The 26,562-nt window shown below is 65.2% G+C and carries 23 protein-coding genes, 1 tRNA gene and 1 pseudogene; 11 read left to right on the top strand and 14 right to left on the bottom strand.

The features are described from left to right. Positions 1–36: 36 nt before the first annotated feature. Both HAP47_RS00235 and HAP47_RS00230 read left to right on the top strand, forming a co-directional pair. Complete coding sequence (locus HAP47_RS00235) at positions 37–840, top strand: glutamine amidotransferase (protein ID WP_173639944.1); 804 nt, start codon at positions 37–39, stop codon at positions 838–840. Positions 841–979: 139 nt separating this feature from the next. Beyond that, positions 980–1,789, top strand: coding sequence for an enoyl-CoA hydratase (locus tag HAP47_RS00230; RefSeq protein WP_173639945.1), 810 nt, complete (start codon positions 980–982; stop codon positions 1,787–1,789). Between the two features lie 116 nt (positions 1,790–1,905). Here the strand turns inward: HAP47_RS00230 and HAP47_RS00225 are convergent. Then, a tRNA-Ala gene (locus HAP47_RS00225) sits at positions 1,906–1,981 on the bottom strand. Between the two features lie 297 nt (positions 1,982–2,278). On the opposite strand from HAP47_RS00225, the gene HAP47_RS00220 reads away from it, so the two are divergent. The 3 genes from HAP47_RS00220 to folD are packed head-to-tail and all read left to right on the top strand — an operon-like array spanning position 2,279 to position 3,812. Further along, a complete protein-coding gene (locus HAP47_RS00220) occupies positions 2,279–2,569 on the top strand; it encodes a YggT family protein (RefSeq protein ID WP_021078230.1) in 291 nt (96 codons plus the stop codon). Between the two features lie 33 nt (positions 2,570–2,602). Further along, positions 2,603–2,926, top strand: coding sequence for a DUF167 domain-containing protein (locus HAP47_RS00215; RefSeq protein ID WP_092121274.1), 324 nt, complete (start codon positions 2,603–2,605; stop codon positions 2,924–2,926). Between the two features lies 1 nt (position 2,927). Next, entirely contained in the window at positions 2,928–3,812 is an 885-nt protein-coding gene (gene folD, locus HAP47_RS00210) for a bifunctional methylenetetrahydrofolate dehydrogenase/methenyltetrahydrofolate cyclohydrolase FolD (RefSeq protein WP_173639946.1), read from the top strand. A gap of 151 nt (positions 3,813–3,963) precedes the next feature. Here the strand turns inward: folD and ppa are convergent, their stop codons facing one another. Together ppa and HAP47_RS00200 are read right to left on the bottom strand one after the other, a co-directional pair. Further along, positions 3,964–4,494, bottom strand: coding sequence for an inorganic diphosphatase (gene ppa, locus HAP47_RS00205; RefSeq protein ID WP_028343771.1), 531 nt, complete (start codon positions 4,492–4,494; stop codon positions 3,964–3,966). A gap of 165 nt (positions 4,495–4,659) precedes the next feature. Beyond that, the gene (locus HAP47_RS00200) at positions 4,660–5,169 is read right to left on the bottom strand and encodes a GNAT family N-acetyltransferase (protein ID WP_173639947.1); all 510 of its coding nucleotides are present in this window, start codon (positions 5,167–5,169) and stop codon (positions 4,660–4,662) included. A gap of 372 nt (positions 5,170–5,541) precedes the next feature. Between HAP47_RS00200 and HAP47_RS00195 the strand changes: the two genes are divergently transcribed. The 3 genes and pseudogenes from HAP47_RS00195 (at position 5,542) to HAP47_RS00185 (ending at position 7,759) form a co-directional block, all read left to right on the top strand. Further along, complete coding sequence (locus tag HAP47_RS00195) at positions 5,542–6,009, top strand: DUF2269 family protein (protein WP_173639948.1); 468 nt, start codon at positions 5,542–5,544, stop codon at positions 6,007–6,009. 17 nt (positions 6,010–6,026) lie between these two features. Then, positions 6,027–7,355 (top strand): annotated as a pseudogene (locus HAP47_RS00190) (SDR family oxidoreductase). Further along, positions 7,352–7,759 carry a thiol-disulfide oxidoreductase DCC family protein gene (locus HAP47_RS00185; protein ID WP_173639949.1) on the top strand — a complete coding sequence of 136 codons (408 nt, stop codon included), beginning with the start codon at positions 7,352–7,354 and terminating at the stop codon, positions 7,757–7,759. Before HAP47_RS00190 ends, HAP47_RS00185 begins: the two are co-directional and overlap by 4 nt. A 7-nt stretch (positions 7,760–7,766) precedes the next feature. Here the strand turns inward: HAP47_RS00185 and HAP47_RS00180 are convergent, their stop codons facing one another. The 10 genes from HAP47_RS00180 to HAP47_RS00135 all read right to left on the bottom strand — a co-directional run bounded on the left by HAP47_RS00180 (position 7,767) and on the right by HAP47_RS00135 (position 20,341). Next, positions 7,767–8,606: a DUF3883 domain-containing protein gene (locus HAP47_RS00180; RefSeq protein WP_173639950.1), complete on the bottom strand. Its 840-nt coding sequence runs from the start codon at positions 8,604–8,606 to the stop codon at positions 7,767–7,769. Positions 8,607–8,648: 42 nt separating this feature from the next. Further along, the gene (locus HAP47_RS00175) at positions 8,649–9,899 is read right to left on the bottom strand and encodes a flavin monoamine oxidase family protein (protein ID WP_173639951.1); all 1,251 of its coding nucleotides are present in this window, start codon (positions 9,897–9,899) and stop codon (positions 8,649–8,651) included. Between the two features lie 199 nt (positions 9,900–10,098). Continuing rightward, a complete protein-coding gene (gene typA, locus HAP47_RS00170; protein WP_173639952.1) occupies positions 10,099–11,925 on the bottom strand; it encodes a translational GTPase TypA in 1,827 nt (608 codons plus the stop codon). A gap of 282 nt (positions 11,926–12,207) precedes the next feature. Then, the gene (locus HAP47_RS00165) at positions 12,208–12,447 is read right to left on the bottom strand and encodes a hypothetical protein (RefSeq protein WP_092121303.1); all 240 of its coding nucleotides are present in this window, start codon (positions 12,445–12,447) and stop codon (positions 12,208–12,210) included. Continuing rightward, positions 12,444–12,716 (bottom strand): hypothetical protein, encoded by a 273-nt coding sequence (locus HAP47_RS00160; RefSeq protein WP_173639953.1) that lies wholly within the window; start codon positions 12,714–12,716, stop codon positions 12,444–12,446. The genes HAP47_RS00165 and HAP47_RS00160 overlap by 4 nt, the downstream gene beginning before the upstream one ends. After that, entirely contained in the window at positions 12,713–14,158 is a 1,446-nt protein-coding gene (locus tag HAP47_RS00155; RefSeq protein WP_173639954.1) for a radical SAM protein, read from the bottom strand. Before HAP47_RS00155 ends, HAP47_RS00160 begins: the two co-directional genes overlap by 4 nt. Continuing rightward, entirely contained in the window at positions 14,139–14,858 is a 720-nt protein-coding gene (locus HAP47_RS00150) for a prolipoprotein diacylglyceryl transferase (RefSeq protein ID WP_173639955.1), read from the bottom strand. The genes HAP47_RS00155 and HAP47_RS00150 overlap by 20 nt, the downstream gene beginning before the upstream one ends. A 177-nt stretch (positions 14,859–15,035) precedes the next feature. Then, a complete protein-coding gene (locus HAP47_RS00145) occupies positions 15,036–15,893 on the bottom strand; it encodes an FkbM family methyltransferase (RefSeq protein ID WP_173639956.1) in 858 nt (285 codons plus the stop codon). Between the two features lie 30 nt (positions 15,894–15,923). Further along, positions 15,924–17,975: an ABC transporter ATP-binding protein/permease gene (locus HAP47_RS00140; protein ID WP_173639957.1), complete on the bottom strand. Its 2,052-nt coding sequence runs from the start codon at positions 17,973–17,975 to the stop codon at positions 15,924–15,926. A 221-nt stretch (positions 17,976–18,196) separates the two neighbouring features. Then, on the bottom strand, positions 18,197–20,341 hold the full coding sequence (locus HAP47_RS00135; protein WP_173639958.1) for a hybrid sensor histidine kinase/response regulator: 2,145 nt from the start codon (positions 20,339–20,341) through the stop codon (positions 18,197–18,199). Between the two features lie 367 nt (positions 20,342–20,708). Between HAP47_RS00135 and HAP47_RS00130 the strand changes: the two genes are divergently transcribed. The 3 genes from HAP47_RS00130 (at position 20,709) to HAP47_RS00120 (ending at position 25,731) form a co-directional block, all read left to right on the top strand. Then, entirely contained in the window at positions 20,709–20,996 is a 288-nt protein-coding gene (locus tag HAP47_RS00130) for a FeoA family protein (RefSeq protein ID WP_173639959.1), read from the top strand. Continuing rightward, entirely contained in the window at positions 20,993–22,867 is a 1,875-nt protein-coding gene (gene feoB / locus HAP47_RS00125; protein WP_173639960.1) for a ferrous iron transporter B, read from the top strand. The genes HAP47_RS00130 and feoB overlap by 4 nt, the downstream gene beginning before the upstream one ends. Positions 22,868–22,980: 113 nt before the next feature. After that, positions 22,981–25,731 carry a bifunctional acetate--CoA ligase family protein/GNAT family N-acetyltransferase gene (locus HAP47_RS00120; protein WP_173639961.1) on the top strand — a complete coding sequence of 917 codons (2,751 nt, stop codon included), beginning with the start codon at positions 22,981–22,983 and terminating at the stop codon, positions 25,729–25,731. Positions 25,732–25,759: 28 nt separating this feature from the next. On the opposite strand, the gene HAP47_RS00115 is transcribed toward HAP47_RS00120, so the two are convergent. Next, complete coding sequence (locus HAP47_RS00115) at positions 25,760–26,545, bottom strand: succinate dehydrogenase iron-sulfur subunit (protein WP_021078861.1); 786 nt, start codon at positions 26,543–26,545, stop codon at positions 25,760–25,762. Between the last annotated feature and the right edge of the window lie 17 nt (positions 26,546–26,562).

The following is a 26,562-nucleotide window of genomic DNA, read 5'->3' as shown; positions in this document are numbered from 1 at the left end:
ATCGTGGCTTACGTGCCGAAACTTTAAGCAGAGGCAATGTCGTTCCGGTCTGACCCAACCCGTGTCGTGGTGCCCTTCGCGAGCCGAAGGCCGGCCGCGGTCACGCCGGCAGACCAGGCGTTGCTGCGGCCGGTGCTGGTGGTCCTGCATCAGGAGACATCGACGCCCGGTCGGATCGGCAACGCCCTGCGCGCGCTGGGCTACCCCCTCGACATCCGCCGCCCGCGCTTCGGCGACGCGCTGCCCGACACGCTCGAGGCGCATGCCGGCGCGGTGATCTTCGGCGGGCCGATGAGTGCCAACGATCCCGACGACTATGTGCGACGCGAGATCGACTGGATTTCAGTGCCGCTGCGCGAGCAGCGCCCGTTCCTGGGCATCTGCCTCGGCGCGCAGATGCTGGCGCGGCAACTCGGCGCCAAGGTCGCGCCGCATCCGCAAGGCCGTGTCGAGGTCGGTTATTACCCGGTTCGGCCGACGGAGGCTGGCCGCGCGTTGTGCCCGGACTGGCCGGCGCGGGTCTATCACTGGCATGGCGAGGGCTTTCAATTGCCCGCGGGCGCGGACCTGCTGGCGGCGGGCGATGATTTCCCGGTGCAGGCGTTCCAGTTCGGCAACGCCTTCGGCCTGCAATTCCATCCCGACGTGACCTACGCGATGATGCATCGCTGGACCACGCGCGGGTGCGGGCGGATGGATTCGCCGGGCGCGCAGCCGGGTCATCTGCACTTCGCCGAGCGCGCCGTGCACGATGCCGCCGAGCGCGCCTGGCTGAAGCATTTCATCGACGGCTGGATTGCGCGCGTGCCGCGACCGGTCGTGCTGCAGGCCGCGGAATAGCCGCCGCGCGGAATTTCGTGCGTCACACGACACGGCTTTTCATTTTCGCTTCTGTGCTAATCTCGCAACGGCCGCGCGCGACGCCGCACGGTCGCGCGAACTCAGAACAACAAGACAAGCACAGCACAGGGAGATCGCCGTGAGCTACGAACACATCCTCTATGAGGTCAGCGACAGGATCGCGACCATCACGCTGAACCGCCCCGACCGCATGAATGCGTGGACCGCGATCATGGAGCGCGACGTGCGCCATGCGATGGAGGCGGCGGCCAATGACGACAATGTTCGCGTCATCGTGCTGACCGGCGCGGGGCGCGGCTTCTGCGCCGGCGCTGACATGGAAGCGCTGAAGGGGATCGATCCCAATGAGGTCCGGCGCGGTGAAGGCGTTGCATTCGACATGAACCGCCGCGCCGACTGGCAGACGCGCTACGCTTATTACCCCGCCATCAAGAAGCCCGTGATCGCCATGCTCAACGGCGCCACGGCCGGCATCGGCCTGGTCCACGCGCTCTATTGCGACCTGCGCTTCGCGGCCGACAGCGCGGTGTTCACCACTGCCTTCGCGCGGCGCGGCCTGATCGCCGAGCACGGCATCAGCTGGATGCTGCCGCGCATCGTCGGTCACGCCAACGCGCTCGATCTGTTGATGTCGGCGCGGCGCGTGTCGGCTGCGGAGGCGCTGCGCATCGGCCTCGTCAACCGGCTTTCTTCGCCGGAGAAGCTGCGGGAGGAAACCTATGCCTATGCCCGCGATCTCGCCGATTTCGTCTCGCCGAGCGCGATCGCGGTGATCAAGCGCCAGGTCTACGACGTGCCGTTCCAGACGCTTGCCGAGGCCACCATCGACGCCAACCGCGAAATGCAGATCGCGTTGAAGGGCAATGATTTCAGGGAAGGTGTCGCGAGTTTTGTCGAGAAGCGCCCGCCCCGGTTTACGGGGACGTGAGGGGAGGGGATTGGGCCTGATGGTGAAGCGGCCCGGCTTCGCCCTTCGGGCTACGCCGCGGCAGCCTTCGCTACGAGAGGGCTAGCCGAGCCGTAGCTCGCGAAGCGAGCGAAGGCTGGTGGAGCCAGGCGGGATCGAACCGCCGACCTCGTCATTGCGAACGACGCGCTCTCCCAGCTGAGCTATGGCCCCATTGCGGCCGGGTGTTGCTGAGTATCCCGGCTGTCAGTCGGGCGCCATTTACAGTCCCGCCCAAGGCCAAGTCAAGAACGCTGAAACAACGGTTTTCGGCCCGTCCCGCCGGGAACTTCCCTTGTTTGCGGGGGGATGAACCGATATTTAGAGCATGATCCGGACCCGGCGAGCCGCGCCAGCAAAAAGTGCGTCGCGACTTTCCGAAAGGATCCTGCTCAAACAAGAAGCGCGCTGGCGGCCCAGTCCGGTCTCGTAGCGCTTCACTTGGTCGTCCCACCCGCGAGCCCCCATCATATGCGCGCTGTTCTCGACATCGTCATCATCGTCCTCGACCTCTATGTCTGGCTCTTGATCGCCTCCGCCATCCTGTCCTGGCTGGTTGCCTTCAATGTGGTCAACACGCGCAACCAGTTCGTCTCCGCGGTGGCCGAGTTCCTGTACCGGATCACCGAGCCGGTGCTGCGGCCGATTCGCAACGTGATGCCGAATCTGGGCGGGCTCGATATCTCGCCGATCATCGTGATCCTGATCATCATGTTCATCCAGCGGGTGATCGCCTATTACATCTATCCCAACGTGATCTGATCCCTCGCGACCCTTGCTGATGGAGCCCTGGCGATGGATCCTTGGCGCTATTCCACCGGGGGCATCAGCATCGCCTTGCGCGTGACGCCGCGCGGCGGCCGCGACGACATCGACGGGATCGAGACGCTGGCCAACGGCCGCTCGGTGGTGAAAGTGCGGGTGCGCGCGATCGCAGAAGGCGGCGAGGCCAACCGTGCGGTGACCGAGCTGCTGGCCAAGGCGCTCGGCGTGCCCAAGGCCAGGGTGAAGCTGTTGTCCGGCGCTACCTCGCGGCTGAAGCAGGTGGCGGTGGACGGCGACCCGAAAGGGCTTGGCGAAACGTTGAGGAAGCTGACCAAGCAGGAAACAAGGGACTGACATGACTGCCCGCATCATCGACGGAAAGGCCATCGCCGCCGAGCTTCGCACCCGCGTCGCCGACGAGGTCGTCCGCGTCAAGCGCGACCATGCGCTGACGCCGGGGCTTGCCGTCGTGCTGGTCGGCCATGATCCGGCGAGCGAGGTCTATGTCCGCAGCAAGCACACCCAGACCCAGGCCGCAGGGATGGCCTCGTTCGAGCACAAGCTGCCGGAGGACGTGTCGCAGGCCGATCTGCTGGCGCTGATCGCACAGCTCAACCGCGATCCCCAGGTGCATGGCATCCTGGTGCAGCTGCCGCTGCCGAAATCGCTCCACACCGAAACCATCATCAACGCGATCGACCCGGCCAAGGACGTCGACGGCCTGCATCCGAACAATGCCGGCCGGCTCGCCGGCGGTCTTGCCGCGCTGTCGCCCTGCACGCCGCTCGGCTGCATCATCCTGACCAAGAGCGTGCACTCCTCGCTCGAGGGCATGAACGCGATCGTGATCGGCCGCTCCAATCTGGTCGGCCGTCCGCTCGTGCAATTGCTGCTGAATGAGAACGCAACGGTGACGATCGCGCATTCGCGCTCGCGCGATCTGCCGAAGCTCTGCGCCCAGGCCGATCTGGTCTATGCCGCGGTCGGCCGTCCGGAGATGGTGCGTGGCGACTGGCTCAAGCCGGGCGCGACCGTGATCGATGTCGGCATCAACCGCATTCCGGTGCCCGGCGGCAAGCCGAAGCTGGTCGGCGACGTCGCATTCCAGGAAGCGCTCAACGTCGCCGGCGCGATCACGCCGGTGCCTGGCGGCGTCGGGCAGATGACGGTGGCGTGCCTTTTGGTCAACACGCTGCGCGCCGCCTGCGCGATTGCCGGCCTGCCGGCGCCGGCGGTGTGATCTACTCCCTCGCCCCGCTCTTTGCGGGGAGAGGGTTGGGGTGAGGGGCTCTCTCCACAAGTGCTGACGGCTGAGGGACCTGTACCCCCTCACCCGGATCGCATCTTGCGATGCGATCCGACCTCTCCCCGCAAGCGGGGCGAGGTCAAGATTACTTCTTCTTCGCGCGCTCGATGCCTTCCAGGATCAGCTTGCGGGCCTCGTCGGCGTCGCCCCAGCGCAGCACCTTCACCCACTTGCCCTTCTCGAGGTCCTTGTAGTGCTCGAAGAAGTGCTGGATCTGCTGCAGCGTGATGTCGGGCAGGTCGTTGTAGTTCTGCACCTTGTCGTAGCGCTGGGTCAGCTTCGATGATGGCACCGCGATGATTTTCTCGTCACCGCCGGCCTCGTCCTCCATCAGCAGCACGCCGACCACGCGGACGCTCATCACGGCGCCCGGCACGATCGCGCGGGTGTTGACGATAAGCACGTCGCAGGGATCGCCGTCGCCCGACAGCGTGTGCGGGATGAAGCCGTAATTGCCGGGATAGCGCATCGGCGTGTAGAGGAAGCGGTCCACCACCAGTGTGCCGGCCTCCTTGTCCATTTCGTACTTGATGGGCTCGCCGCCGACGGCAACCTCGATGATGACGTTGACGTCGTGGGGCGGATTTTTTCCGATCGATATGGCGTCGATACGCATGGATTGCTCCGCGTGGCCTTTGGAAGTTGAGAAGGATGTGATTTTTTGCTTGGCGCCGCCAGGCCGCGAAACAGCTTCAAGCCCGGCCTTGGGAGCCGGGCTGGCCGTCGCGCGCAAACGCTCAGGCTGTTTAGCCTTGCTGCAGCTGCGAGAGAAGCAGGATTTTCAGTTGGACCAGGCGAAAGCGACCTTGTCGAGCGACTTCGGCCCGAACCGCTCCGAGGAGCGCGCCACCATGCGGCCGCCCAGCGCGCGGTAAAACTCGGTCGCCGACTCGTTGTCGGAGAGCGCCCAGATCACCATGCTCTTCAGGCCGCTCTGCAGGAGGTCGCGGCGGGCCGCGGCGAACAGGCGCCGGCCGAAGCCGAGGCCCTGGAATTCCGGCCGTAGATAGAGCTCGTAGATCTCGCCTTCGAAGTGCAGGCTGCGGGCGCGGTTGCGGCCGTAATTGGCGTAGCCCGCGATCCTGTCGCCGAACACCAGCACGCTGACGCGGCTGCCCTTGCGGATGGCGCTGTCCCACCACTGCGGGCCACGGCGATTGATCAGCTTTTCAAGTTCGGCGCCGGGGATGATTCCCTGATACGCCGAGCGCCAGGCTTCGTCATGGGTAGACGCCACCGAGGCTGCGTCTGCAGCTTTGGCCGGCCGGACCTCGATCAGCGTTGTGCTCATGCATGTAATCAAAGCAAGTCGGAGGGCCGCCTTCAAGGTCCATCGTTAATTATCGGTTAACCTGTGGATTTTTTGCATCAGTGTCATGAAAACCTGTACCGAAAGAGGACACTCGCCGGGCTTGCGCGACCAATCGCCGATCCCGGCCTGTGCAAAGCGTGGATCGCGAGCGCTGCATGACAATGCCGCAGTTCGGGAAAAGGCCGTTCGGACCTGATTCGGCGCCGGAATTTGCGAGCGAATTCAGTCGCAACGTGGATGCATCGCGCGTTCTGCGTCCGCGCCGCCGCAGTGGATTTTCGCACCTCTCCGGCCTATGGCAGCAGCGGTATTCGCGCGCGCCGAGACCGGCTTGATCAACAGCGGACTGCGATGACGCTCTACCTCCTGATCAAATATCTCCATGTGCTCGGCGCCATCGTGATCCTCGGCACCGGGACCGGCATCGCCTTCTTCATGCTGGCGGCGCATCGCACGCATGACGCGGCTTTCATCGCGCGCACGGCGGCGACCGTCGTGACCGCCGACATGATCTTCACGCTGAGCGCCGTGCTGCTGCAGCCGGTGAGCGGTGGACTGCTGATGATGCTGTCGGCCACAAGCCTGACCGAGCGCTGGCTGCTGGTTTCGCTGGCGCTCTACGCGCTGGCCGGCGTGTTCTGGTTTCCCGTCATCTTCATGCAGATGGAGATGCGCAACCTCGCGCGGGCGGCCGCAGAGAAGGGTCTTCCGCTGCCGCCGCGCTACTTTGCGCTGTTTCGCCGCTGGTTCTTGTTCGGGATTCCCGGCTTCGGATCGGTGATGATCATTCTGTGGCTGATGATCGCGAAGCCATTCTAGCGCATGATCCGGCTCCCATGAGTGACTACGCATCACACAATATCCTCGTGCTCGGCGCATCGGGATTAATCGGGCGCACCATCACCGACGATCTGAGGGCGCGCGGCTTTCGCGTAATCGGGATCGCGCGGCATTTCACGCCGGCGCAAAAGATGAGCGCGGCCGACCTCGAACTTCCCGTGATGTCGATGGATGTGGCGGCGTTGACGCAGCTGCTTCGCACCCACGAGGCGGACATTGTCATCAATTGCCTCGGCGTGCTGCAGGATGGTCCGGGTAGCGATACCCGCGCGGTGCATCGCGACTTCGTGGCGCGGCTGTTGCAGGCTGTCAGGTGCAGCCACCGCGCCATCCGTCTCGTCCACATTTCGATTCCGGGCACGGATAGTGAGGACCGCACGGCCTTCAGCACCACCAAGCGCGAGGCCGAACGGCTGATCGCGGCGTCAGGGATCGCACACGCGATCCTGCGCCCGGGTTTTGTGATCGCGCCGTCGGCCTAAGGCGGCAGCGCCATGCTGCGCGCGCGGGCGGCGCTGCCGGTCGATCTGCCGGCCGATGAAGCCGCGACGCCGTTCCAGCCGGTTGTGGTCGAGGATATCGCCGCGACCATCGCCTGGCTCGCTTCGCGCGACGTCGCCGATGAAGCGGTGCGATCGGTGACATGGGATTTGATGCAACCGCAACCAATCTCGCTTGGCGGCGTCATCGCCCAGTTTCGCTGGTCGTTAGGCACGGCAAAACATGTCCGCCTTCCGACGCCGCCGCTCCTGATCGATCTCGGCGCGCGCCTCGGCGATCTCACAAGCCGCCTCGGCTGGATGCCGCCGCTGCGCTCCAATGCGATCGCCGAGCTGCGCCGCGGCGTCACCGGCGATCCCACAGCCTGGATGGCAGCGACCGGCATCGTGCCGAAGACCATCGCGCAAGCCGTCGGCAGCCGCCCGGCAACCATTCAGGACAAATGGTTCGCGCGGCTGTTCCTGATCAAGGCACTGATCTTCGCAAGCCTCGTGCTGTTCTGGGTGGCTTCGGGCTTCGTCGCGCTGGTCATCTCCTATGACGCCGCAGCCGGCATCCTGAGCGCGCACCATTTCCCGCCCGCCCTGGTCGGACCGGTGACGGTCTTGACCAGCCTGATGGACATAAGCATCGGCGTGCTGATCGCCTTCCGCCGCACCGCGGCGTTCGGCTTGATCGCAGGCATCATCGCCTCGCTCGGATACATGGCGGGATCTGCGATCCTGACGCCCGATCTCTGGATCGAGCCGCCCGGCGCGCTGGTGAAGACCGGGCCCGCAATCGTGCTGATGCTAGTCGCTCTCTTGATCCTGGACAATCGATGACCGAGTGGCCCGACGACGACGTGATCCTCTACGACGGCGTCTGCATCTTCTGCTCGCGTTGGGTCCGCTTCGTCATTACCCGCGACACAACGCGCCGCTTCCGCTTCACGCCGATCCAGTCCGGCTACGGCACGCGGCTGGCAAAGACCTTCGGCATCGACTCCGAGGATCCCGACACCAACGCCGTGGTCCATGGCGGCGTCGCTTTTATGAAATCAGACGCAGCACTGACGGTGCTGAGCCATCTCCCGGGCTGGCGCTGGACCCGCGTGCTGTTCGCGGCGCCCAAGCCGCTGCGCGACGCGGTCTACAGTCTCATCGCGCGCAATCGCTGCAAGATTTTCGGGAAGTACGAGACGTGCTTCGTACCGGATGCCGACTTGCGGGGAAGGGTGCTGCAGTAAACTGTGTTCAATCGCGCCTATTGAACGAGGCCTCATATGACAGAGGTTCGAGCGAAATCAATTTCTCAAGCGGAGGCGCCAACTCGAACATCTTTGGGGCCTTCAAGAAGTCATACAATCGGCAAATCCGAAACTCCTTCGGTCGCTCCCTTGAGAACGAAAGCTCATTGCGGGTCACATAGAAAGGCGAGGTCTGCGAACCGACAGTAGTCTTTACCTCCAGAAATCTCTCTTGGCCTTGAGCGTCGAATGACAAGACATCGTAGCCGGCGCCATCGCCATCCTCCATCGAAACCCACCTCACTTTCTTAGCAAGGTCAGATCGGTCGAGCGCTCGGAGCCGTTGCTGTTCGAAATGGAAGACAATCTGCTCGCCGTCGTGCCCTAACTTGCGATTCAAAAAATCACGTTCGGCGGGATTGAACTTTCGAACGAGGCGTTGAGCCGCGTTAGGGCGGGGCGCCCTATTCACGAGCCCAGGCGGCGGTTCTACGAAAAGCTGTGGTCGCTCGCCGATCTCGTTCGCCAACAGCAGCTCCGGATGAAGGGCTGCGGGATGATTGGTAATGTATCGTTCGACCGCACTCACAATCGATTTCTGAAAATGAGCCCTGGGCTTGTATCCGTTGATCCAAGGGATTTCGAGCAGCTGAAGGACTGCCGAAATGTTATGGTGTTTGAACTCGATGGAGCTGTTGCTTCGGCCAATCTGGCCCATCAACACCTTTCGGTGCTGGGTCTTGTCGTAGGACGCGCGACGCATTTCGTCGTTCAGCATTGAGAAGTAGTCGGCGACGATGAGGTCAAGCTCGTTGTCAGTCCAATCTTTGCGCTCCCCCGTGGCCATGTTCGAAAAATGGACTATTTCGGAATTGGCGTCCAGTCTCCGTCAAGTCTTGGGGCGAGCCGCGCCCACCACTTCCTTCGCCGCCCGCTCGCCCGAGTCCCGCGCGCCGTGCGCGGTCGAGAAGAAATGCGGCGACGTCGCCTCTCCGGCGAAGAACAGCCGGCCATCGACCGGTGCGGCCAGCACGGCGCGCTTGTCGGCGTGGCCGGGCAGCGCGTGCGAGTAGGAGCCGCGGGCGAACGGGTCGTGCGCCCAGCGGGATTCGCTGAGCGGATTCAGCTTGCGGCGGAAATCGTTGCCGAGAAAGGAGACGATCTCGTCGATGCTGTGGGCAGCGATTGCGCCGTCGCCGGCATCTTCGAGCTGTCGCGCAAAACGGCCGCCGAAGAAGCCCTCGATGCAGGGCTGGCCGAACGGGCGAATGTGATAGGTGCCCATCTCGGTGCGCATGGTGGCGCCGCGCAGATTGCCTTCCTTCGGCAGTGCCTCGGGCTCGGCGAGCGCCAGCGTCACCTTGTCGGCGAGGCCGAGCGGCAGGCCGCGCGCGGCATCGAGCTTGTCGGGCAGCGCAGGAGAAAAGCGGATCGCCTCGTCGGCAATCAGGTTGGTCGGCACGGTGACGATCACCTTGTCCGCCTCAAGCACGCCGCGCGAGGTCTCGATACGGATCCGCTTGCCTGTGTGATCGATCAGCCGGACCTCGCAGCTCAGCGCGACCGATACTGGCTCGCCATAGGCTGCGACCAGCGCGCCATAGCCGCGCTTGACGCGCCAATTGACGTTGCTGTCCTCATAGGCGTCGAAGTCGAGGATCGAGAGCTGGTCGAGCTCGCAGCCGTTCACATAGGTCGAGATCGCATCGATCATCGGGTTCCAGCGGTTGCCGGGCTCGAGATAGCGATCGGCGGATGCGTCCTTGCCGCCGCGCGCGGCCTGCTCGATGCGGTCGTAGAACTGGTCGAGCGCAAGCATGAACGCGTCGCGGTCCGCCTGCGGGAATGCCTTGCCATAGGCGCGCTCGCGCCACGGCGGCAGGTCCTTGTTGAGCTCGAAGCCAAGCTGCTTGGCGATGCCGACAAAGCTGTTCTGGTCGGCCGAGTGCAGCCAGCCGCAGCCGACGTCGAACACCACGTCAGGCGCGGCCTGGATCGTATGGGCGCGGCCGCCGAGACGGTCGCGGGCTTCCAGAACGATGGCGGAAAGGCCAGTGCCCTTCAGCGCATGCGCGGCGCCGAGGCCCGCAGCGCCGGCGCCAATGATGGCGACATCGATCGTGGAGGGGAGGGAACTCATAGCCCGGCTCTAGCACGTCTGGAAAGACGCCTGAAGTCACCACGCGCATAACTGTCATCACCCGCGCATGCGGGTGATCCAGTATTCCAGAGACGTCGATGATAGAGCCGACAGGCCGCAGCGTACTGGATTGCCCCGGAGGTGTTGGTCATCGGGCGGCGCTTCGCGCCGACCCGGTGCCGGGGCATGACAGACGGGCTTAAGCTACAGCCTCTTTGGCCTTTTCGGCGCGCTTGCGCTCGTTCGGGTCGAGATGCTTCTTGCGCAGCCGGATCGACTTCGGCGTCACCTCGACGAGCTCGTCGTCCTCGATATAGGCGAGCGCCTTTTCCAGGGTCATCCGGATCGGCGGCGTCAGGCGCACGGCTTCGTCCTTCGAGGTGGTGCGGATGTTGGTGAGCTGCTTGCCCTTCAGCACGTTGATCTCGAGGTCGTTGTCGCGGGTGTGCTCGCCGACGATCATGCCCTTGTAGACCTTCCAGCCCGGCTCGATCATCATCGGGCCGCGGTCTTCCAGCTTGAACATGGCATAGGCCACCGCCTCGCCCTGGTCGTTGGAGATCAGCACGCCGTTGCGGCGGCCCTGGATCTCGCCCTTGTAGGCGGCATAGCCGTGGAAGATACGGTTCATGATCGCGGTGCCGCGGGTGTCGGTGAGCAGTTCGCCCTGGTAGCCGATCAGGCCGCGGGTCGGCGCGTAGAACACCAGCCGCAGGCGGTTGCCGCCGGACGGGCGCATCTCGATCATCTCGGCCTTGCGCTCGCTCATCTTCTGCACGACGACGCCGGAATGCTCCTCGTCGACGTCGATCACGACCTCTTCGATCGGCTCCTGCCAGTTGCCGGTCGCCTCGTCCTTCTGCAGCACGACGCGCGGGCGCGACACCGAGAGCTCAAAACCCTCGCGGCGCATGGTCTCGATCAGGATCGCGAGCTGCAATTCGCCGCGGCCGGAGACTTCCATCGAATCCTTGTCGGCGGCCTCGACGACGCGCAGCGCGACGTTGCCCTCGGCCTCGCGCAGCAGGCGGTCGCGGATCATGCGCGAGGTCACCTTGTCGCCTTCGGTGCCGGCGAGCGGCGAGTTGTTGACGATGAACGACATCGACACCGTCGGCGGATCGATCGGCTGCGCCGGCAGCGGCGTCTCGACGGTGGGGTCGCAGAAGGTGTCGGCGACGGTGCCCTTGGTGAGGCCCGCGATCGCGACGATGTCGCCGGCGTCGGCTTCTTCCAGCGGGGTCCGTTCGATGCCGCGGAAGGCGAGGATTTTGGTGATACGCCCCTGCTCAATGGTCTTGCCGTCGGCGCCGAGCACCTTCACGGCCTGGTTCGGTTTGATGGAGCCCGATGTGATGCGGCCGGTGATGATGCGGCCAAGATAAGGGTTGGCTTCGAGGATGGTGCCGATCATGCGGAACGGGCCTTCTTCGACCTTCGGCGGCGCGACATGGCGCACGATCAGGTCGAACAGCGGCTGCATGCCAGCGTCATGCGAGGCTTCCGGGCTGTCGCCCATCCAGCCCTGCTTGGCCGACCCGTACAGAATCGGGAAGTCGAGCTGCTCCTCGCTGGCATCAAGTGCTGCGAACAGGTCAAACACCTCGTTGATCACTTCGGTCGGGCGTGCGTCGGGGCGGTCGACCTTGTTGATCACGACGATCGGCTTCAGGCCGACCTTGAGCGCCTTCGACACCACGAACTTGGTCTGCGGAAGCGGGCCCTCGGCGGCGTCGACCAGCACCAGCGCGCCGTCCACCATGTTGAGGATGCGCTCGACCTCACCGCCGAAATCGGCGTGGCCGGGCGTGTCGACGATGTTGATGCGGGTATCCTTCCACTGCACCGAGGCCGCTTTGGCCAGGATGGTGATGCCGCGCTCACGCTCCAGATCGTTGGAGTCCATGGCGCGCTCGGTGACCTTCTGGTTCTCGCGATAGGTCCCGGATTGCTGCAGCAGGCGGTCGACGAGCGTGGTCTTGCCGTGGTCGACGTGGGCGATGATTGCGACGTTGCGAAGGTTCATGGCTCTTCTTCTGGTCGTGCAATGGTCAGATGCGCGATCTCGCCGAACCAGTTTGGCCGGCCGCTCGCTCACGTGGCCCAATCGGGGCCCGGATCACGCTCATACCCAAGAAATTTGACGGGGACGCATCACCCCAAAAAGGAAGCCCGGTCAGAGGACCGGGCACCTTGCGCGTTGCGGCGCAATATAGTCATAAAACGCCAAAAAACAACGGTTTATTGGCGGTTTAAGTGCCTGATTTTCGCTCCGGAAGCCGGTTTTGAGGGGCTTTTCGGGGCCGATTCAGCCTCGCTTCTGCGCCCGCGCGAACACAATCAGCCCGAGCCCGCCAAGCGTCACCAGCACCGCAAGGCCGGTGATCGGGTCGTTGGACCCACCCAGAGTGACACTGAGGACCACACAGAGGGCGCCCGGGATCAGCAGCAGCACCCCGACGATCAGCATGAAAATCGCGCAACCACGCGGCAGGCGCGATTCCTGCCGCGGCGGTTCCGTTGGCGGGGGCGTGTCGGAATTGCTCATGAGCTTCCCTTGATCGCGGCGCGGATCAGCATCACGCCGGCAAAGCAGACCGCGAGCCCGAGCAGGATCAGGAAGAGAATGGAGGGATCGGTTCTCGACTCGCTCAGGACGCCGAACCCGAATAGGAGGGCGCAGAGCCCGGGCAGAAGAAGGATCAGCCCGAACAGCACCATGAACGCAGTCGCGCAGCCGCCGCGTGGTGGCGGAAGGGGCGGGGGCAGCGAGGGCAGAGATCGATTGGGATTGATGGGGCGCTCGTCGTCGCTCATCGCGGCACCTCCTCACCTTGCCGGGCCTCCCGATAGGTTTGCCCGACCAGGCTCGCGCGGATGCCGTCGATCTTTCCGTCGCGATAGAACAGGTTGTAGGTGTCGAACGGGATGATCGCGCCGCTCTCGGTGACGAAGTGGATGCAGCTTCGCTTGACGTTGCCGATGCAGAAATTGAAGCGATCGAGAAACTGCACGATGGTGACGCGGAACACGTTCTCGTAAGTCAGGCCGTCCGGCACCTCGAAGCTCGGCAGGCAGCACAGCAATTCGCAGACCCGCTCAGAGGTGTTCAGCGGCCCCGACGACAGCGAGAACAAATCGACGAACTTTTCCCGGAGCACCGGATATTTCTCCGGACTGATCGTGTTGGGCATCACGGCGACGAGCTGTTCCTGCGGGATCAGCGAGGCCAGCGGCAACACCTTGTCGCCGTTGCGCAGGCCGTAGCCGATCGAGATGCTCTCGGGATTGCACGGCAGCGGGATCATGTCCTTGTCGCCGAACACCCCGGTCTCGATAACGCGCTGGCGGATCTCCGACAGCATGATGCGGTCGGTGTCCTTGTTGAAATCCTCGTTGCGGCCGGCGTCCTGCACCGGCTGCAGCGTGACGCCGCGGACGCATGACCAGGTCAGCGCGTGGCGGACGATGTCGCCGATCTCGGCATCGTTGACGCCGCGCTTGATGGTCGCGACCAGCGTGGTCGAGACGCCGTGGCGCTCGAGATTCTCCAGCGCCTGCTGGCGGATCTTGCGCAGATCCGCGCCGCGCAGATTGACCAGCGCCTCGCGCTTCAGCGAGTCGAACTGCAGGTAGACCTCCAGCCCGCGCTTGTTCTCGGCGAGCTTGGCCACGAAGTCCGGCTCGCGCGCGATTCTGAGGCCGTTGGTGTTGATCATGACGTGGCGGATCGGGCGGGCGCGCACCGCGTCCAGGATGGCGAAGAAATCCGGATGCAGCGTCGGCTCGCCGCCGGAGATCTGCACCAGGTCGGGCTCGCCCTCGCTCGCCACCAGCGCATCGAGCATTTTCTCGATCTTCGCCAGCGGCGTGAAGCTTAAGCGTGCCGGCGAGGACTCCGCAAAGCACACCGGGCAGGTCAGGTTGCAGTGCTCGGTGATCTCGATCAACGCCAGACAGGAGTGCTGCTCGTGGTCCGGGCATAGCCCGCAATCATAGGGACAGCCGAATTCGGTGTGGCGCTGGAAGGCCAGCGGCCGGTCGCCGGGCTTGATGAAATCCTTGCACAGCCGCCAATAGGCCTGGTCGGTCGAGACCAGCGTCGACTGCACACCGTGCTGCTTGCAGCGCTTCTCGTACCAGACCTCGTTGCCGAGGATCTGGATCTTGGTCGGCACCAGGGTCAGGCAGGTCTCGCAAAGCGATTGGGTCTGGCCCCAGAAGATGTACGGGCGGGACTTACGCAGCGGCGCGTTCATGCTTCAAGCTCACATTCGGGGCCGTCGCCAGCATGACGGCGGCATAGACCATGACAAACAGCGACAGCAGGTGGAACAGCGAGAACGGGCCGATCAGCGCGCCGTAGGGCTTGATGAACTCCCACACGAAGCGCTGCAGGCCGTAGTAGAAGAGCACGAGGTAGAATCCATTGGTGATGACAGCGGCGTTGCGGTTCAACACGGCCCAGACGTAGAAGGCGGCAAATGCCGCCATCGCGAGGCTTTCATAGAGCTGCACCGGATGGCGCAGGATGCCGTCGCCGAAATCATGGCCCCAGGGCAGCGTGGTCGGTGTGCCATAGGTGAAATCCTGGAGCCCGGCGAAATAGCAGCCGAGCCGGCCGACCGCGACACCGATCGCAAGCGGCAGCGCGAACCGCGCCCCGGTGCGGAGCGAAATGCCGTGCAGCCATTTGTAGAGCTCGATCGCGATGATGCCGCCGGCCAGCGCGCCCTCGACCGAGCGGGCGATGCCCGATAGGCCCGAGAACCACAGGTTCAGCGTGCCGAAGATGTAGGCGCCGATGCCGGCGCCGAACACCAGCGCGGCGATATACGTCAGCTCGAAGGATTGCCGCGGGAATTGCAGCCCCCGCACCCGCGACAGCCACCACATCGCGACGGCAGCCGCGCACCATGCGGCGACGTCGAAAACGGCGTGAAGTTCAGCCCCACTCATGAGGCGAGTGTAGCGTGATTTTCGCGTTGGGCGATATAGGTTCTCCCTCTCCCCGTTCTTACGGGGAGAGGGTTGGGGGTGAGGGGCTGCCTCTGCGAGTTGTGGCCGCGGTGAGACCTGTACCCCCCTCACCCCCCGGAAGCGGGAGAGGGAGCAGATCTCGGACGCGGGTGCACCTCAACCGCGCACAAGCAGCGTGTTGCTCCGCGTCCGGCCCTGATCGACGTAACCGCGCGTGTGCATGTCCGCAATGCAGTCGTCGGTCCATTCGTCCTTCGACAGATGCTCGATCACGACCGCGCGCGGCCACAGCTGCTCCGGCGCGTCGCGGAAGAAGCCGGTGAGCACGCGGTCCTCGAAACCCTCGACGTCGATCTTCAGCGCATCGACGCTGGTCGCGCCGGCCTCCTCGAGGATGCGTTGCAGCCGCAGCGACGGCACCTTGAATGCCTTGCCCGTGGGCGTGCCGGTGACGATGTGGCTGGCGCCGAGATTGTCGCCATCGGTCTCGATCATCAGCTCGCCGTCGGTCGGACCTGCGGCGGCCGCAACCAGCCGCACCTGCGGATAGCCGGAGGCCTGCGTGTTGAATTTGAGCCGTGCATGCGTCATCGGATGCGGCTCGATCGCGATCACCTTGCCATTGGGCCCGACATCGCCCGCCAGCGCCAGCGCATAGGTGCCGACATTGGCGCCGAGATCGACGAAGGTTCCACCGGCGCCGACATGCGCCCGCAGGAAGGCGAGCTCTTCCAGATTGTAATCCGGATTGAACAGCGCGCCGCGCTCGGTCGCGCTCGCCTGATGATAGAAGCGGAACGATGCGCCCTGATAGGTCACATCAAGCGGTCCCGAACCGAACAGATTGACCAGCCGCGAGAGCCAGGGCCGGAACGCGCCGCGCTTCAATCCGCTGCCATGCGCAAGGCGGATGATGGCGGCCTGCGCCGCATTGGGCGCCAGGGCGCCGAACGGGGCCGGCGAAATGTCGTTGCTCGGGATCACGCATTGCCTCATCAAAAGCGCGGCATGCATAACCGGTTTTGACGGGAGCGCCAACGCCCGTTATGCCGCTTTGGCTGCGGCTCGCCGTTGCCGCAGGAAGCGTCCGAGCAGCCTTCGCTTGCCCTTGCGCGGGATCAGGTCGACGTCGCTGACCAGCCTGGCGCCGCCCTTGCGGCGCTCCAGCACGATCTTGCGGCTATGGAATGCTTCGAGCTCGACGCGATGGGCGACGCTGACGATGGTCGCCTTCGGCAATTCCGTCGTCACCATCTCCATCATCTTGTCCTGGCTCTTTTCGTCGAGGGCGGAGGTCGCCTCGTCGAGCACGACGATGTCGGGGTTGTGCAGCAGCAGGCGGGCAAAGGCGAGCCGCTGCTTTTCGCCCCCGGACAGGGTCTGGTCCCACGGTGCGTCCTCTTCGACCTTGTCCTTGAGGTGGTCGAGGCCGACCTTGTGCAAGGCGTCGCCGATCTCATCGACGTTCCAGTCCTCCGCCGCGCCGGGATAGGCCACCGCGCGCCGCAGCGTACCCGATGGCACGTAGGGCTTTTGCGGCAGCATGAACAGGCGGCGGTCCGCATGCAGGCTGACGCTGCCGCCGCCCCAAGGCCACAAGCCGGCAATGGCGCGGACCAGCGTGCTCTTGCCGGTCCCGGATTCGCCGGCGACCAGCAGCCGTTCTCCCGCCTCGATCGCGACTTCGGTCTCGCCGACCACGGCCGTGCCATCGTCGAGGGTGACGGAGAGGTCGTTGAGGCTCAGCATGGCCTCGCCCGCGATCTCGCCGCGCTTGATGCGGCCGAAGCCGTCGCCGGTCTCGGCGCGTTCAAGCCCGTCGAGCGACATCATCAGCGACGCGATGCGGCGCGCGCAGGCGTTCCAGTCGGCGAGCCGCGGATAATTGTCGACCAGCCAGCCGAACGCGGTCTGCACGATGGTGAAGGCGGAGGCTGCCTGCATCACCTGGCCGAGCGTCATGCTGCCCTCGAGGAATTTTGGCGCGCACAGCAGCAAGGGCACCACCGGCGCAATGAGATTCGATCCCTGCGACACCAGCGTCGTGCGCATGTGCTGTCCGGCGAGCCGCGCCCATTGCCGCAGCACGTTCGAGAACGTCTTGTCGATGCCGTGGCGTTCCTCGGCCTCGCCGCCGAGCAGCGCGATGCTTTCGCCGTTCTCGCGCAAGCGGGTCAGCACATAGCGGAATTCGGCCTCGGCCTGGTTCTTCTCCTCCGAAATCTGCACGAAGCGGCGCCCGATCGCCATGATCGAGCCGGACGCGATCGCGGCATAGATGATCGCGGCGATGACCAGGAAGCCCGGGATGCTGACGGAGGAGTCGCCGAGCGTCAGCGTCAGCGCGCCGCCGATCGTCCAGAGCACGACAATGAACGTGACGGCAGACAGCAGCGCCGACGTCACGCCGGCGATGAAGTCGACCGGCGAGTCGGTTGCGATCCGCAGATCCTCGGCGATGCGGTATTCCGGATTCTTGTGATCGCCGTCAACGAGATTGAGCTGGTAGTAGCGGCCGTTCGCCAGCCAGCGCGAGACGACGGCGTTGGTCAGCCAGGCGCGCCAGCGGCGCTGAATGCTCATGCGGCCGGACACCTGGGCGACGCCCAGCAGCACGCTGCCGATCGCGAGCGGAAAGAAGATGGCAGTCAGGTGAAAGACACTGACCGAATCGCGCTTTTCGATCGCATCGAAGATCGCGCGATTCCAGACATTGATGCCGTACTGGACGGCGACATTGGCGACGATCAGCAGCAGCAGGCCGATCGTGAACAGCCACGCCAGCCGATCGCCGTTGCGCCCCCAATAGCCCCGCGCGCTGATCCAGAATCGCGTCAGCAAATAGTCCTTGCGCGCCTGTTCGGCTTCCTCGGGCGACAGTTCGGGATCGGGCTCGAGGATTTCCGGCGGCGGCGGCTCGATATGGTCGCCGTCTTCGGCAATGATCTCGACGAATTCCGATTTGTCGTCGGCTTCGCCCTGCGCGGCGTCGCTGTCCTTGGAACCGCCGCGCGTCGTTCTCGCTTTCCGCGGGGAACAGTCCTTCGGCGGCGAGGGCCTGTGCGACGATCCGGATTTTGCCTCAGTTTTGCCCATCGCGCGACAACGCGAGCGAAATCAGAAGGTTCCGTTGTAGTTCCGGCGTGGTGCGGCGGTGTCGTCCCGGGCAAGCGCAGCGCGACCCGGAACCCATAACGACAAATGGTAGTCACTAGGCGTCGCCGGAGCCACAGCGTACCTGACAACCCAATCCCGTGGTTATGGGTCGCTGCTTCGCAGGGACGACAGCGAATGTGTGGCGCGCCCACGCAATCACCTCACCCTGCCGGTGCCTGGTCCCGCTTCAGCCGGCGCGAGCGCGTGGCCTTGTGCAGCACGCGCGCCAGCTGCTCGGCCGAGTACGGCTTCTGCAGCAGCTCGAAGCCGCCGCTGCCCTGCTGCGACAGCACCTGGCTGTAGCCGGAGGCAAGCACGATCGGCAGATCGAGCCGCTGCCGGCGGATCTCCTCCGCAAGCTCGATGCCGCTCATGCCGGGCATCACGACATCGGTGAACACCAGGTCAAACCTGTCGGGGTCGACGGCCAGCTCTTCCAGCGCGTGGGTGGCGTTCTCGACCAGAACGCAGGTGCAGCCGAGCTGGGTCAGCGTGTCGGCGGCGAATTTTCCGACCTCGGCATTGTCCTCGACGATGAGGACCGACGCACTGGTCGGATCGACCGAAGGTGCATCCTCCGTGAGCGGCGATTGTGCGTTGTGTCTGCCGACGACACGCGGGAGATACAGCGTGAACGTCGAGCCCTTGCCGACTTCACTGGTCACGGTGATCTCGCCGCCGGATTGCTTGGCGAAGCCGAACACCTGCGACAGGCCAAGGCCGGTGCCGTGTCCGACCTCCTTGGTGGTGTAGAACGGCTCGAAGATGCGGCCGAACAGTTCCTGCGGAATTCCGACGCCGGTATCTGCCACCGACACCGCGACATGGCCGTGCGGGCTCGGCGGCGTGATTGCCTCGGCCGGCAGCTTGTTCACGGCGCGGACCGCGATCGTGAGCCGGCCGACGCCGTCCATCGCGTCGCGCGCATTCACCGCCATATTGATGATGGCGGTCTCGAACTGGCCGGCATCGGCGTTGACGAGGCAGGTCTCGTCCGGCACCTGCGCTGTGATCTCGATGCGCGAGCCGATCAGGGTGGTGATCATCTCGCTCAGGGTGCGGACGTTCTGGCAGACGTCGAACACCTCGGGCTTCAGGGTTTGCCGGCGCGCGAACGCAAGCAGCTGGTTGGTCAGCTTGGCGGCACGATTCACGGTGTTGGAGATCGCATCGATGTAGCGCTGCCGCCGCGGCTCCGGCAGGTCCGGCCGCCGCAACATGTCGACCGACGCGCGGATCACGGTGAGCAGATTGTTGAAGTCATGCGCGACGCCGCCGGTGAGTTGCCCGAGTGCCTCCAGCCGCTGGCCATGCCGCAACGCGTCCTCGGCCTCGATGCGCCGGTCGGCCTCCTCCTGCAGGCGCTGGGTTCGCCGGAAGGCGAGCGCGAGCAGGCCGAACAGCAGCGCGGTGGCCGGTATGCCGAAAATCAGGTGCTGCGCCATGGTCGAAATCCAGCGCGCCTGGATCGCCGAGGTTTCGAGCCCGGCGCTGACGTAGATCGGATATTCGGCCAGCCGTTGATAGCGCATGCGCCGTTCGATGCCGTCGGCCGGCGAACGGATCGTCATGCCGCCGGTCTCGGGATTGGCGACGACCTGTCGCCCCAGCGGCCCGCTCGGCTCGAACCTGGCGTCATGGTCGATGACAGGGAAATGCGCCAGGATCGAGCCATCGGTCCGGATCAGCGCCAGGAAGCTGCCGGGCTCGCGGCCGATCTTGGCATAGAAATTCTCGAAATATTCCGGAAGCACGGAGGCCTGGATCACGCCGCCAAAGCTGCCGTCCTCGTTGTTGCGGCGGCGGCTGACGCTGAAGAACCGCGAGCCCAGATAGGGCGGCCGCGGCGTCAGCGCCTCGCCGATATAGGTGCCGATGTCGCGCTCCATGTGGATGCGGAAGTAGTCCCGATCCGAGAAATCGATGTCGGGGGCCGGTTGCACCAGGCTGTTGACCAGCGCATGGCCGTTGGCATCGAACACCCAGATCGATTTCACTTGGGGGAGCGTGTCGGCGACCCGGCGCAGTCGCTCGTGCAGGCTCTTCTCGCGCGCGGCGATGTCGGCATCGCTCATGCCGCGGATGACCTCGGTGATCTCGGCCAGGCTGCGGTCGATGGTCTCGAACACTTTGAGCGCGTGCTCATGGGCGACGTCAAGCGTGCGCTGGATTTCCTGGTCGGCGGCCTCGCTGGTCGAGATCCGGGACATCGCGGAAGCAAACAGGAACAGCGCCAGCGGAAGGGCCAGCGAGGCGGCCATCATCCATTGCAGCAGTCTCAGCGAATTGCGGTGTGCGGTCGGCACGGGCGCTCCGGCTTCTTGCGGACCTTAACGCAAACCGTCGCGCCGGAGGAAGCGAAACCCCGCCCGGGATGGCCGTGCGGATGGCGATCCGCCGTCCGCAGGCAGCGAAAGGGCGTCCAGGGGCAATCGGCCGGCAGCCGGTCCGCGCTCGGGCCCGCCGCGGAGGGGCAATGCCGCCCGCGCGGCCGGCCCAATCGTGCCTGCCGGGCGGATGCCGCCCGGAGGGATCACGACCCCGTTAGCGAGGGCGCGGCAGTCAAGCGGAAAATCGGCCGGGATGACGATCGCGGGCGCTGTTTTTAGGAGTTCTAAAACCACCCACGGGCAAATGCTTGACCCTGTGACTACCTGCTGAAACACAGGCCGTATGACAGGCGATCCAAACTCCTCCCAGGATAACTTACGCGACATCCGGCTCGGACATGCGGATCGCGGTTTTGTCGGAAAAATCATCAGGCTCGATGCGCTCGTGACGGGTTCATCGCTATCTCCGCAGGAGCTCGAGCAGCGCTTGGTGGAGATGGGATTTGTCGAGGGCGCGCGCGTGGAAATCCTGCATGAAGGCACCATCCGACGGGATCCGATCGCGGTGCGCGTCGACAACATCACGATCGCGCTGCGCCGGAGCGAAGCCATGGCCGTGATCGTCGAATGACAACTGCATCCCTGCGCCTGGCGCTGGTCGGCGCGCCGAACACCGGCAAGACGTCGCTGTTCAACCGGTTGACCGGCAGCAGCCAGAAGGTCGCCAATTATCCCGGCGTCACCGTCGAACGCAAATCCGGCGGCTTCGTCACGCCGGAGGGCCGCAGCGTGACGGTGCTCGATTTGCCCGGCACCTATTCGCTGCGCGGCCGCAGCCCAGACGAGGAAATCACCCGCGACATCGTGCTCGGCCGCTTCGACGGCGAGGCGGTGCCCGATCTCGTGCTCTGCGTCGCGGACGCCACCAATCTGCGGCTGACCCTGCGGCTGGTGCTCGAGCTGAAGCGCGTCGGCCGGCCGATGATGCTGGTGCTCAACATGATCGACATCGCGAAGCGGCGCGGCGTCACGATCGATCTCGATCGCATGTCGCAGGAGCTCGGCCTGCCGATCGTGACCTCGGTCGCGGTCCGCAAGGGCGGTGTCGACGAGCTCTTGAAGCGGACCGACGAATTCCTGGCGCGATCGCATGAGGCGGCGGCCAGCGAGTGGGCGACGCCGACGATTGCCGACCTCAAGGCGGCGCAGCGCGAGGCGGACCGCATCATCGCGGCGGCCGTAACGCTGCCGACCAAACCCGACACGCTGACCAGCCGGATCGATTCGGTCGTGCTCCATCCGGTCTGGGGTCTCGTGATCCTGGCCGTGATCCTGTTCGTGATGTTCCAGGCGGTGTTCACCTGGGCGCAGCCGGCGATGGAATTGCTGTCGGACGGCTTCTCCGCGCTTGGGCAGCTGATCCACGATTTGCTGCCGGAAGGCTGGAGCCTGTTGCAGAGCTTCCTGCAGAACGGCCTCATCTCGGGCGTCGGCAGCGTCATCGTGTTCCTGCCGCAGATCATCATCATCTTCCTGTTCATCCTGCTGCTGGAAGATTTCGGCTACATGGCGCGTGCGGCATTCCTGATGGACCGCATCATGGGCGGCGCCGGGCTGCATGGCCGCGCCTTCATTCCGCTGCTGTCGAGTTTTGCCTGCGCCATCCCCGGCATCATGGCGACGCGGGTGATCGACAATCGCCGCGACCGCCTGACCACGATCCTGATCGCGCCGCTGATGACCTGCTCGGCGCGGATTCCGGTCTATACGCTGATCATCTCGGCCTTTGTTCCGTCGACCACGCTGTGGGGTTTTGTCAATCTGCAGGGGCTCGTGATGTTCGGCCTCTATGCCGCCGGCATCACCAGCGCGCTGACGGTCTCGGCGATCGCAAAGTTCTTCCTGTGGCGCGACCATGCGCCGGCGCCGTTCATGCTGGAATTGCCTGACTACAAGGTGCCGCGGCTGCGCAGCATCGCGATCGGCGTGCTCAATCGCGCGAAGATGTTTCTGTATCGCGCCGGCACCACGATCCTCTCGATGATGGTGCTGATCTGGTTCCTGGCCTCGTTCCCGACCGCGCCGGCCGGCGCCGAGGGGCCCGCGATCAACTACAGCTTCGCGGCGATGATCGGCCACGCGCTCGAGCCGCTGCTGCGACCGATCGGCTTCAACTGGCAGATCGCGGTGGCGCTGATCCCGGGCATGGCGGCACGCGAGGTCGCGGTCGCGGCGCTCGGCACGGTCTATTCGATCGAGGGCGGCAAGGAGGCGGCCGAGCAGATCGGCCAGGTGCTGGCGCAGAAATGGACGCTGGCGACCGCGCTGTCGATGCTGGTCTGGTACATCTTCGCCCCGCAATGCGCCTCGACGCTCGCGGTGATCCGCCGCGAGACCGGCGGCGCGAAGTGGATGGTGGTGACGTTCCTGTACATGCTCGCGCTGGCCTATGTCGCGAGCTTCCTGACCTTCAATTTGGCGCAGGCGCTGGGGCTGCATTAGCCGCGCCGTCGCGTTCTGTCGCGGCGGCAATGGGTGCAACCGGGCGGGCGACGAAGTAGAGTTCGTTCGGGGGCGCCTCCCGCGCATCCACGGGTTCCCTGCGAGACCACGTAATGTCGACGTTCGGCCTGGAGCGGGTATTTTCGCCTCGAAGCATCGCCATCGTCGGCGGCAGCCCGCGGCCGTCGTCGCTCGGCGCGGCGGTGCTGCGAAACCTCAAGGCGAGCGGCTTCGCCGGCAGACTGGGCATCGTCAACCGGCACTATGCGGACGTTGATGGCCAGTCCACGGTTCCGGACCTGAAGTCACTCCCGTTCATTCCGGACCTCGTCGTCATCAGCGCACCGGCGGCCGCGATCCCTGAGATCGTGGCGGAGGCAGGTCACGCCGGCGTTGCCGGCGCCGCGATCCTGTCGGCCGGTCTCGGCCATGGCACAGGCTCGCGCGCGGAGATCGTGGAGCAGACGGCGCGGCGGCACGGCATGCGCCTGGTCGGGCCGAATTGCCTCGGCGTCATGGTGCCGCGTGCGAAGCTCAATGCGAGCTTCGCCTCCCATCAGCCGTCGGATGGCCATGTCGCGCTGATCTCGCAGTCCGGCGCGGTCGCGTCGGCGATGATCGAGTGGGCGGCTGAGCGGCGGCTCGGCTTCTCCGGCATCGCGTCGATCGGCGGCCAGCTAGATGTCGACGTCGCCGACCTCCTGGATTATTTCGCGCTCGACGATCATACCAGCGCGATCCTGATCTACCTCGAAGCGATCAAGGATGCGCGCAAGTTCATGTCGGCGGCGCGCGCCGCGGCGCGCATGAAGCCGGTCGTCGTCGTCAAGTCGGGGCGGATGGCGGAGGGGGCAAAGGCCGCCGCGACCCACACCGGCGCGCTGGCCGGCTCCGATGCGGTCTATGACGCCGCCTTCCGCCGCGCCGGCATTCTGCGCGTCTACGATCTTCGCCAGCTTTTCGACTGCGCCGAGCTGCTCGGCCGCGGCTTCGTCCCGCGCGGCAACCGGCTGGCGATCCTGACCAATGGCGGCGGGCTCGGCATCCTCGCGACCGATCGGCTGGCCGAGCTCGGCGGCATTCCCGCGACGCTGCTGCCGCAGACCATCGCGCGGCTCGACGAGTTACTGCCGCAGGGCTGGTCGTCAGCCAATCCCGTCGACATCGCAGGCGATGCCGATGCCGCCCGCTACGTGGTCGCGCTCAACGCGCTGCTCGATGACGCGAACAACGATGCGGTGCTGGTCGCGAACGTGGAAACCGCGGTGGCGCCGGCCGAGGGCATTGCCGAGGCGGTGGCGCAGTGCGTGCGTGACCGCAGGACCAAACGAAGCGCGGTCGCGGCACTGGTGCTTGCGGCGTGGGTCGGCGCCGACGAGCGCACCGGCGCGATCTTCGAGGCCGCCCGCATCCCGCACTTCCCGACCGAGGACGACGCGGTCCGCGCCTTCATGTATCTGGTGCGCTATCGCGAGGCCTCCACGGCGCTCGCGGCGACCCCGCCGGGCGTCGCATCGGTGTTCACGCCGGAGACGGCCGCGGCGCGGCATCTGGTCGTGAAGGCATTGTCGGAAGGGCGCGCCTGGCTCGATCCCGCCGAGATCGTCGCCCTGTTCCAGGCCTATCGCATTCCGATCGTGACGACGGTCGTCGCTGACAGTGCCGAGGACGCCGCCGAGAAGGCGCTGCCGTTCCTCGCCGGGGGGCACGCGATCGTGGTCAGGGTGTTCTCGCGCGACATCAGGCACGCGTCCGAAGTCGGCGGCGTCATCCTTGACCTGCGCACCAAGGACAGCGTCGTCGAAGCGGCAAGGACGGTGCTCGAACGCGCCCGAAGCGCGCGGCCGGATGCGACGCTGCAAGGCGTGACAATCCAGCCGATGATCGTGCGGCGTGCGGCGCGCGAACTGATCCTCGGCATCGCCGACGATCCGACCTTCGGCCCGGTGATCGTATTCGGCCGCGGCGGCCCTGCGGTCGAGGTGATCAATGACAAGGCGGTGGCGCTGCCGCCGCTCGACATGAATCTCGCCCATGAGCTGGTCGGGCGGACGCGCGTCTCGCGGCTGCTCGGCGGCTACGGCGATGTGCCGGCCGTCCCGGCCGAATTGGTGCCGCTCACCCTGGTCAAGCTGGCGCAGATGGCCGCCGACATTCCCGAGGTCGCCGAACTCGATATCAATCCGATGCTAGCGGACGAGACCGGCGTGCTCGCACTCGATGCGCGGGTCGCGATCCGCAAGCCGGCGCGGCTGTTCGCCGGTCAAACCAGACTGGCGGTCAGGCCCTATCCGTCGCAATGGGAGGGCGAGCTGGCGTTACGCGACGGCTCGCGCGTCACGGTGCGCCCGATGCGGCCGGAGGACGAGCCGATGGTCGCCGAGTTCTTCAAGCGCGTCACGGCGGAAGACCTCAGGCTGCGCTTCTTCCACGCGATGAAGGAATTCTCGCATGCCTTCATCGCGCGCCTGACCCAGCTCGACTATGCGCGCGCGATGGCCTTTGTGGCGCTCGATCCGGCGACCGGCGAAATGATGGGAGCGGTCCGGCTGCATTCGGACTCGCTGTACCAGAACGCCGAATATGCGATCCTGCTGCAGTCCGATCTCAAGGGCAAAGGGCTTGGCTGGGCGCTGATGCAGCTCCTGATCCACTATGCGCGGTCGGAGGGATTGAAGCGTCTGTCCGGCCAGGTGCTGACCGAGAACACCACGATGATCGGGATGTGCCGCGATCTCGGCTTCACCGTGAAGATGGATCCGGAGGATCACAGCATCGTCGATGTCGTGCTCGACCTCGATCGAGCTGCCGTCGATGCGGTCGGCGCCGATATCCTGATCCGGCCCGCGGCGGCTGGCCGCTGAGGACAGTGCCAGCCGCGGCTGCGTCGGATCAGATCTGGCGTTCGACCATCTTGAACTTGAGCTCGGCGATCGCTTCCGAGGGATTGAGGCCCTTCGGGCACGCCTTGGCGCAGTTCATGATGGTGTGGCAGCGATAGAGGCGGAACGGATCCTCGAGATTGTCGAGCCGCTCGCCGGTCGCCTCATCGCGGGAGTCGGTGACCCAGCGCGTCGCCTGCAGCAGCGCGGCGGGACCGAGGAAGCGCTCGCTGTTCCACCAATAGCTCGGGCACGAGGTCGAGCAGCAGGCGCACAGGATGCACTCATAGAGACCGTCGAGCTTCTCGCGGTCCTCGTGGCTCTGCCTCCACTCCTTCTGCGGCGTCGGCGTCGTGGTCTTCAGCCACGGCTCGATCGAGGCATACTGGGCGTAGAAATTGGTGAGGTCAGGGACGAGATCCTTCACGACCGGCTGGTGCGGCAGCGGATTGACCTTCACCGCGCCGCCGGCGCCGACATCGTGCATCGACTTGGTGCAGGCCAGCGTGTTCTGGCCGTCGATGTTCATCGCGCAGGAGCCGCAGACGCCTTCGCGGCAGGAGCGGCGGAAGGTCAGCGTCGGATCGATGTGGTTCTTGATCCAGATCAGGCCGTCCAGCACCATCGGACCGCAATCATTGGTGTCGACGTAGTAGGTGTCGACGCTCGGATTCTTGCCGTCGTCCGGGTTCCAGCGATACACCCGGAATTCGCGCGTCTCGGTGGCGCCTGCCGGCTTTGGCCAGGTCTTGCCGCCGGAAATCTTCGAATTCTTCGGAAGTGCGAATTCAACCATGCTTGCTCGCCTTCGTT

The organism is Bradyrhizobium sp. 41S5 (genome assembly GCF_011516665.3).
Classification (GTDB): Bacteria; Pseudomonadota; Alphaproteobacteria; order Rhizobiales; family Xanthobacteraceae; genus Bradyrhizobium; species Bradyrhizobium quebecense.
The sequence above is the reverse complement of the archived record's forward strand: the minus strand, read 5'-3'. Positions and strand labels throughout refer to the sequence as shown.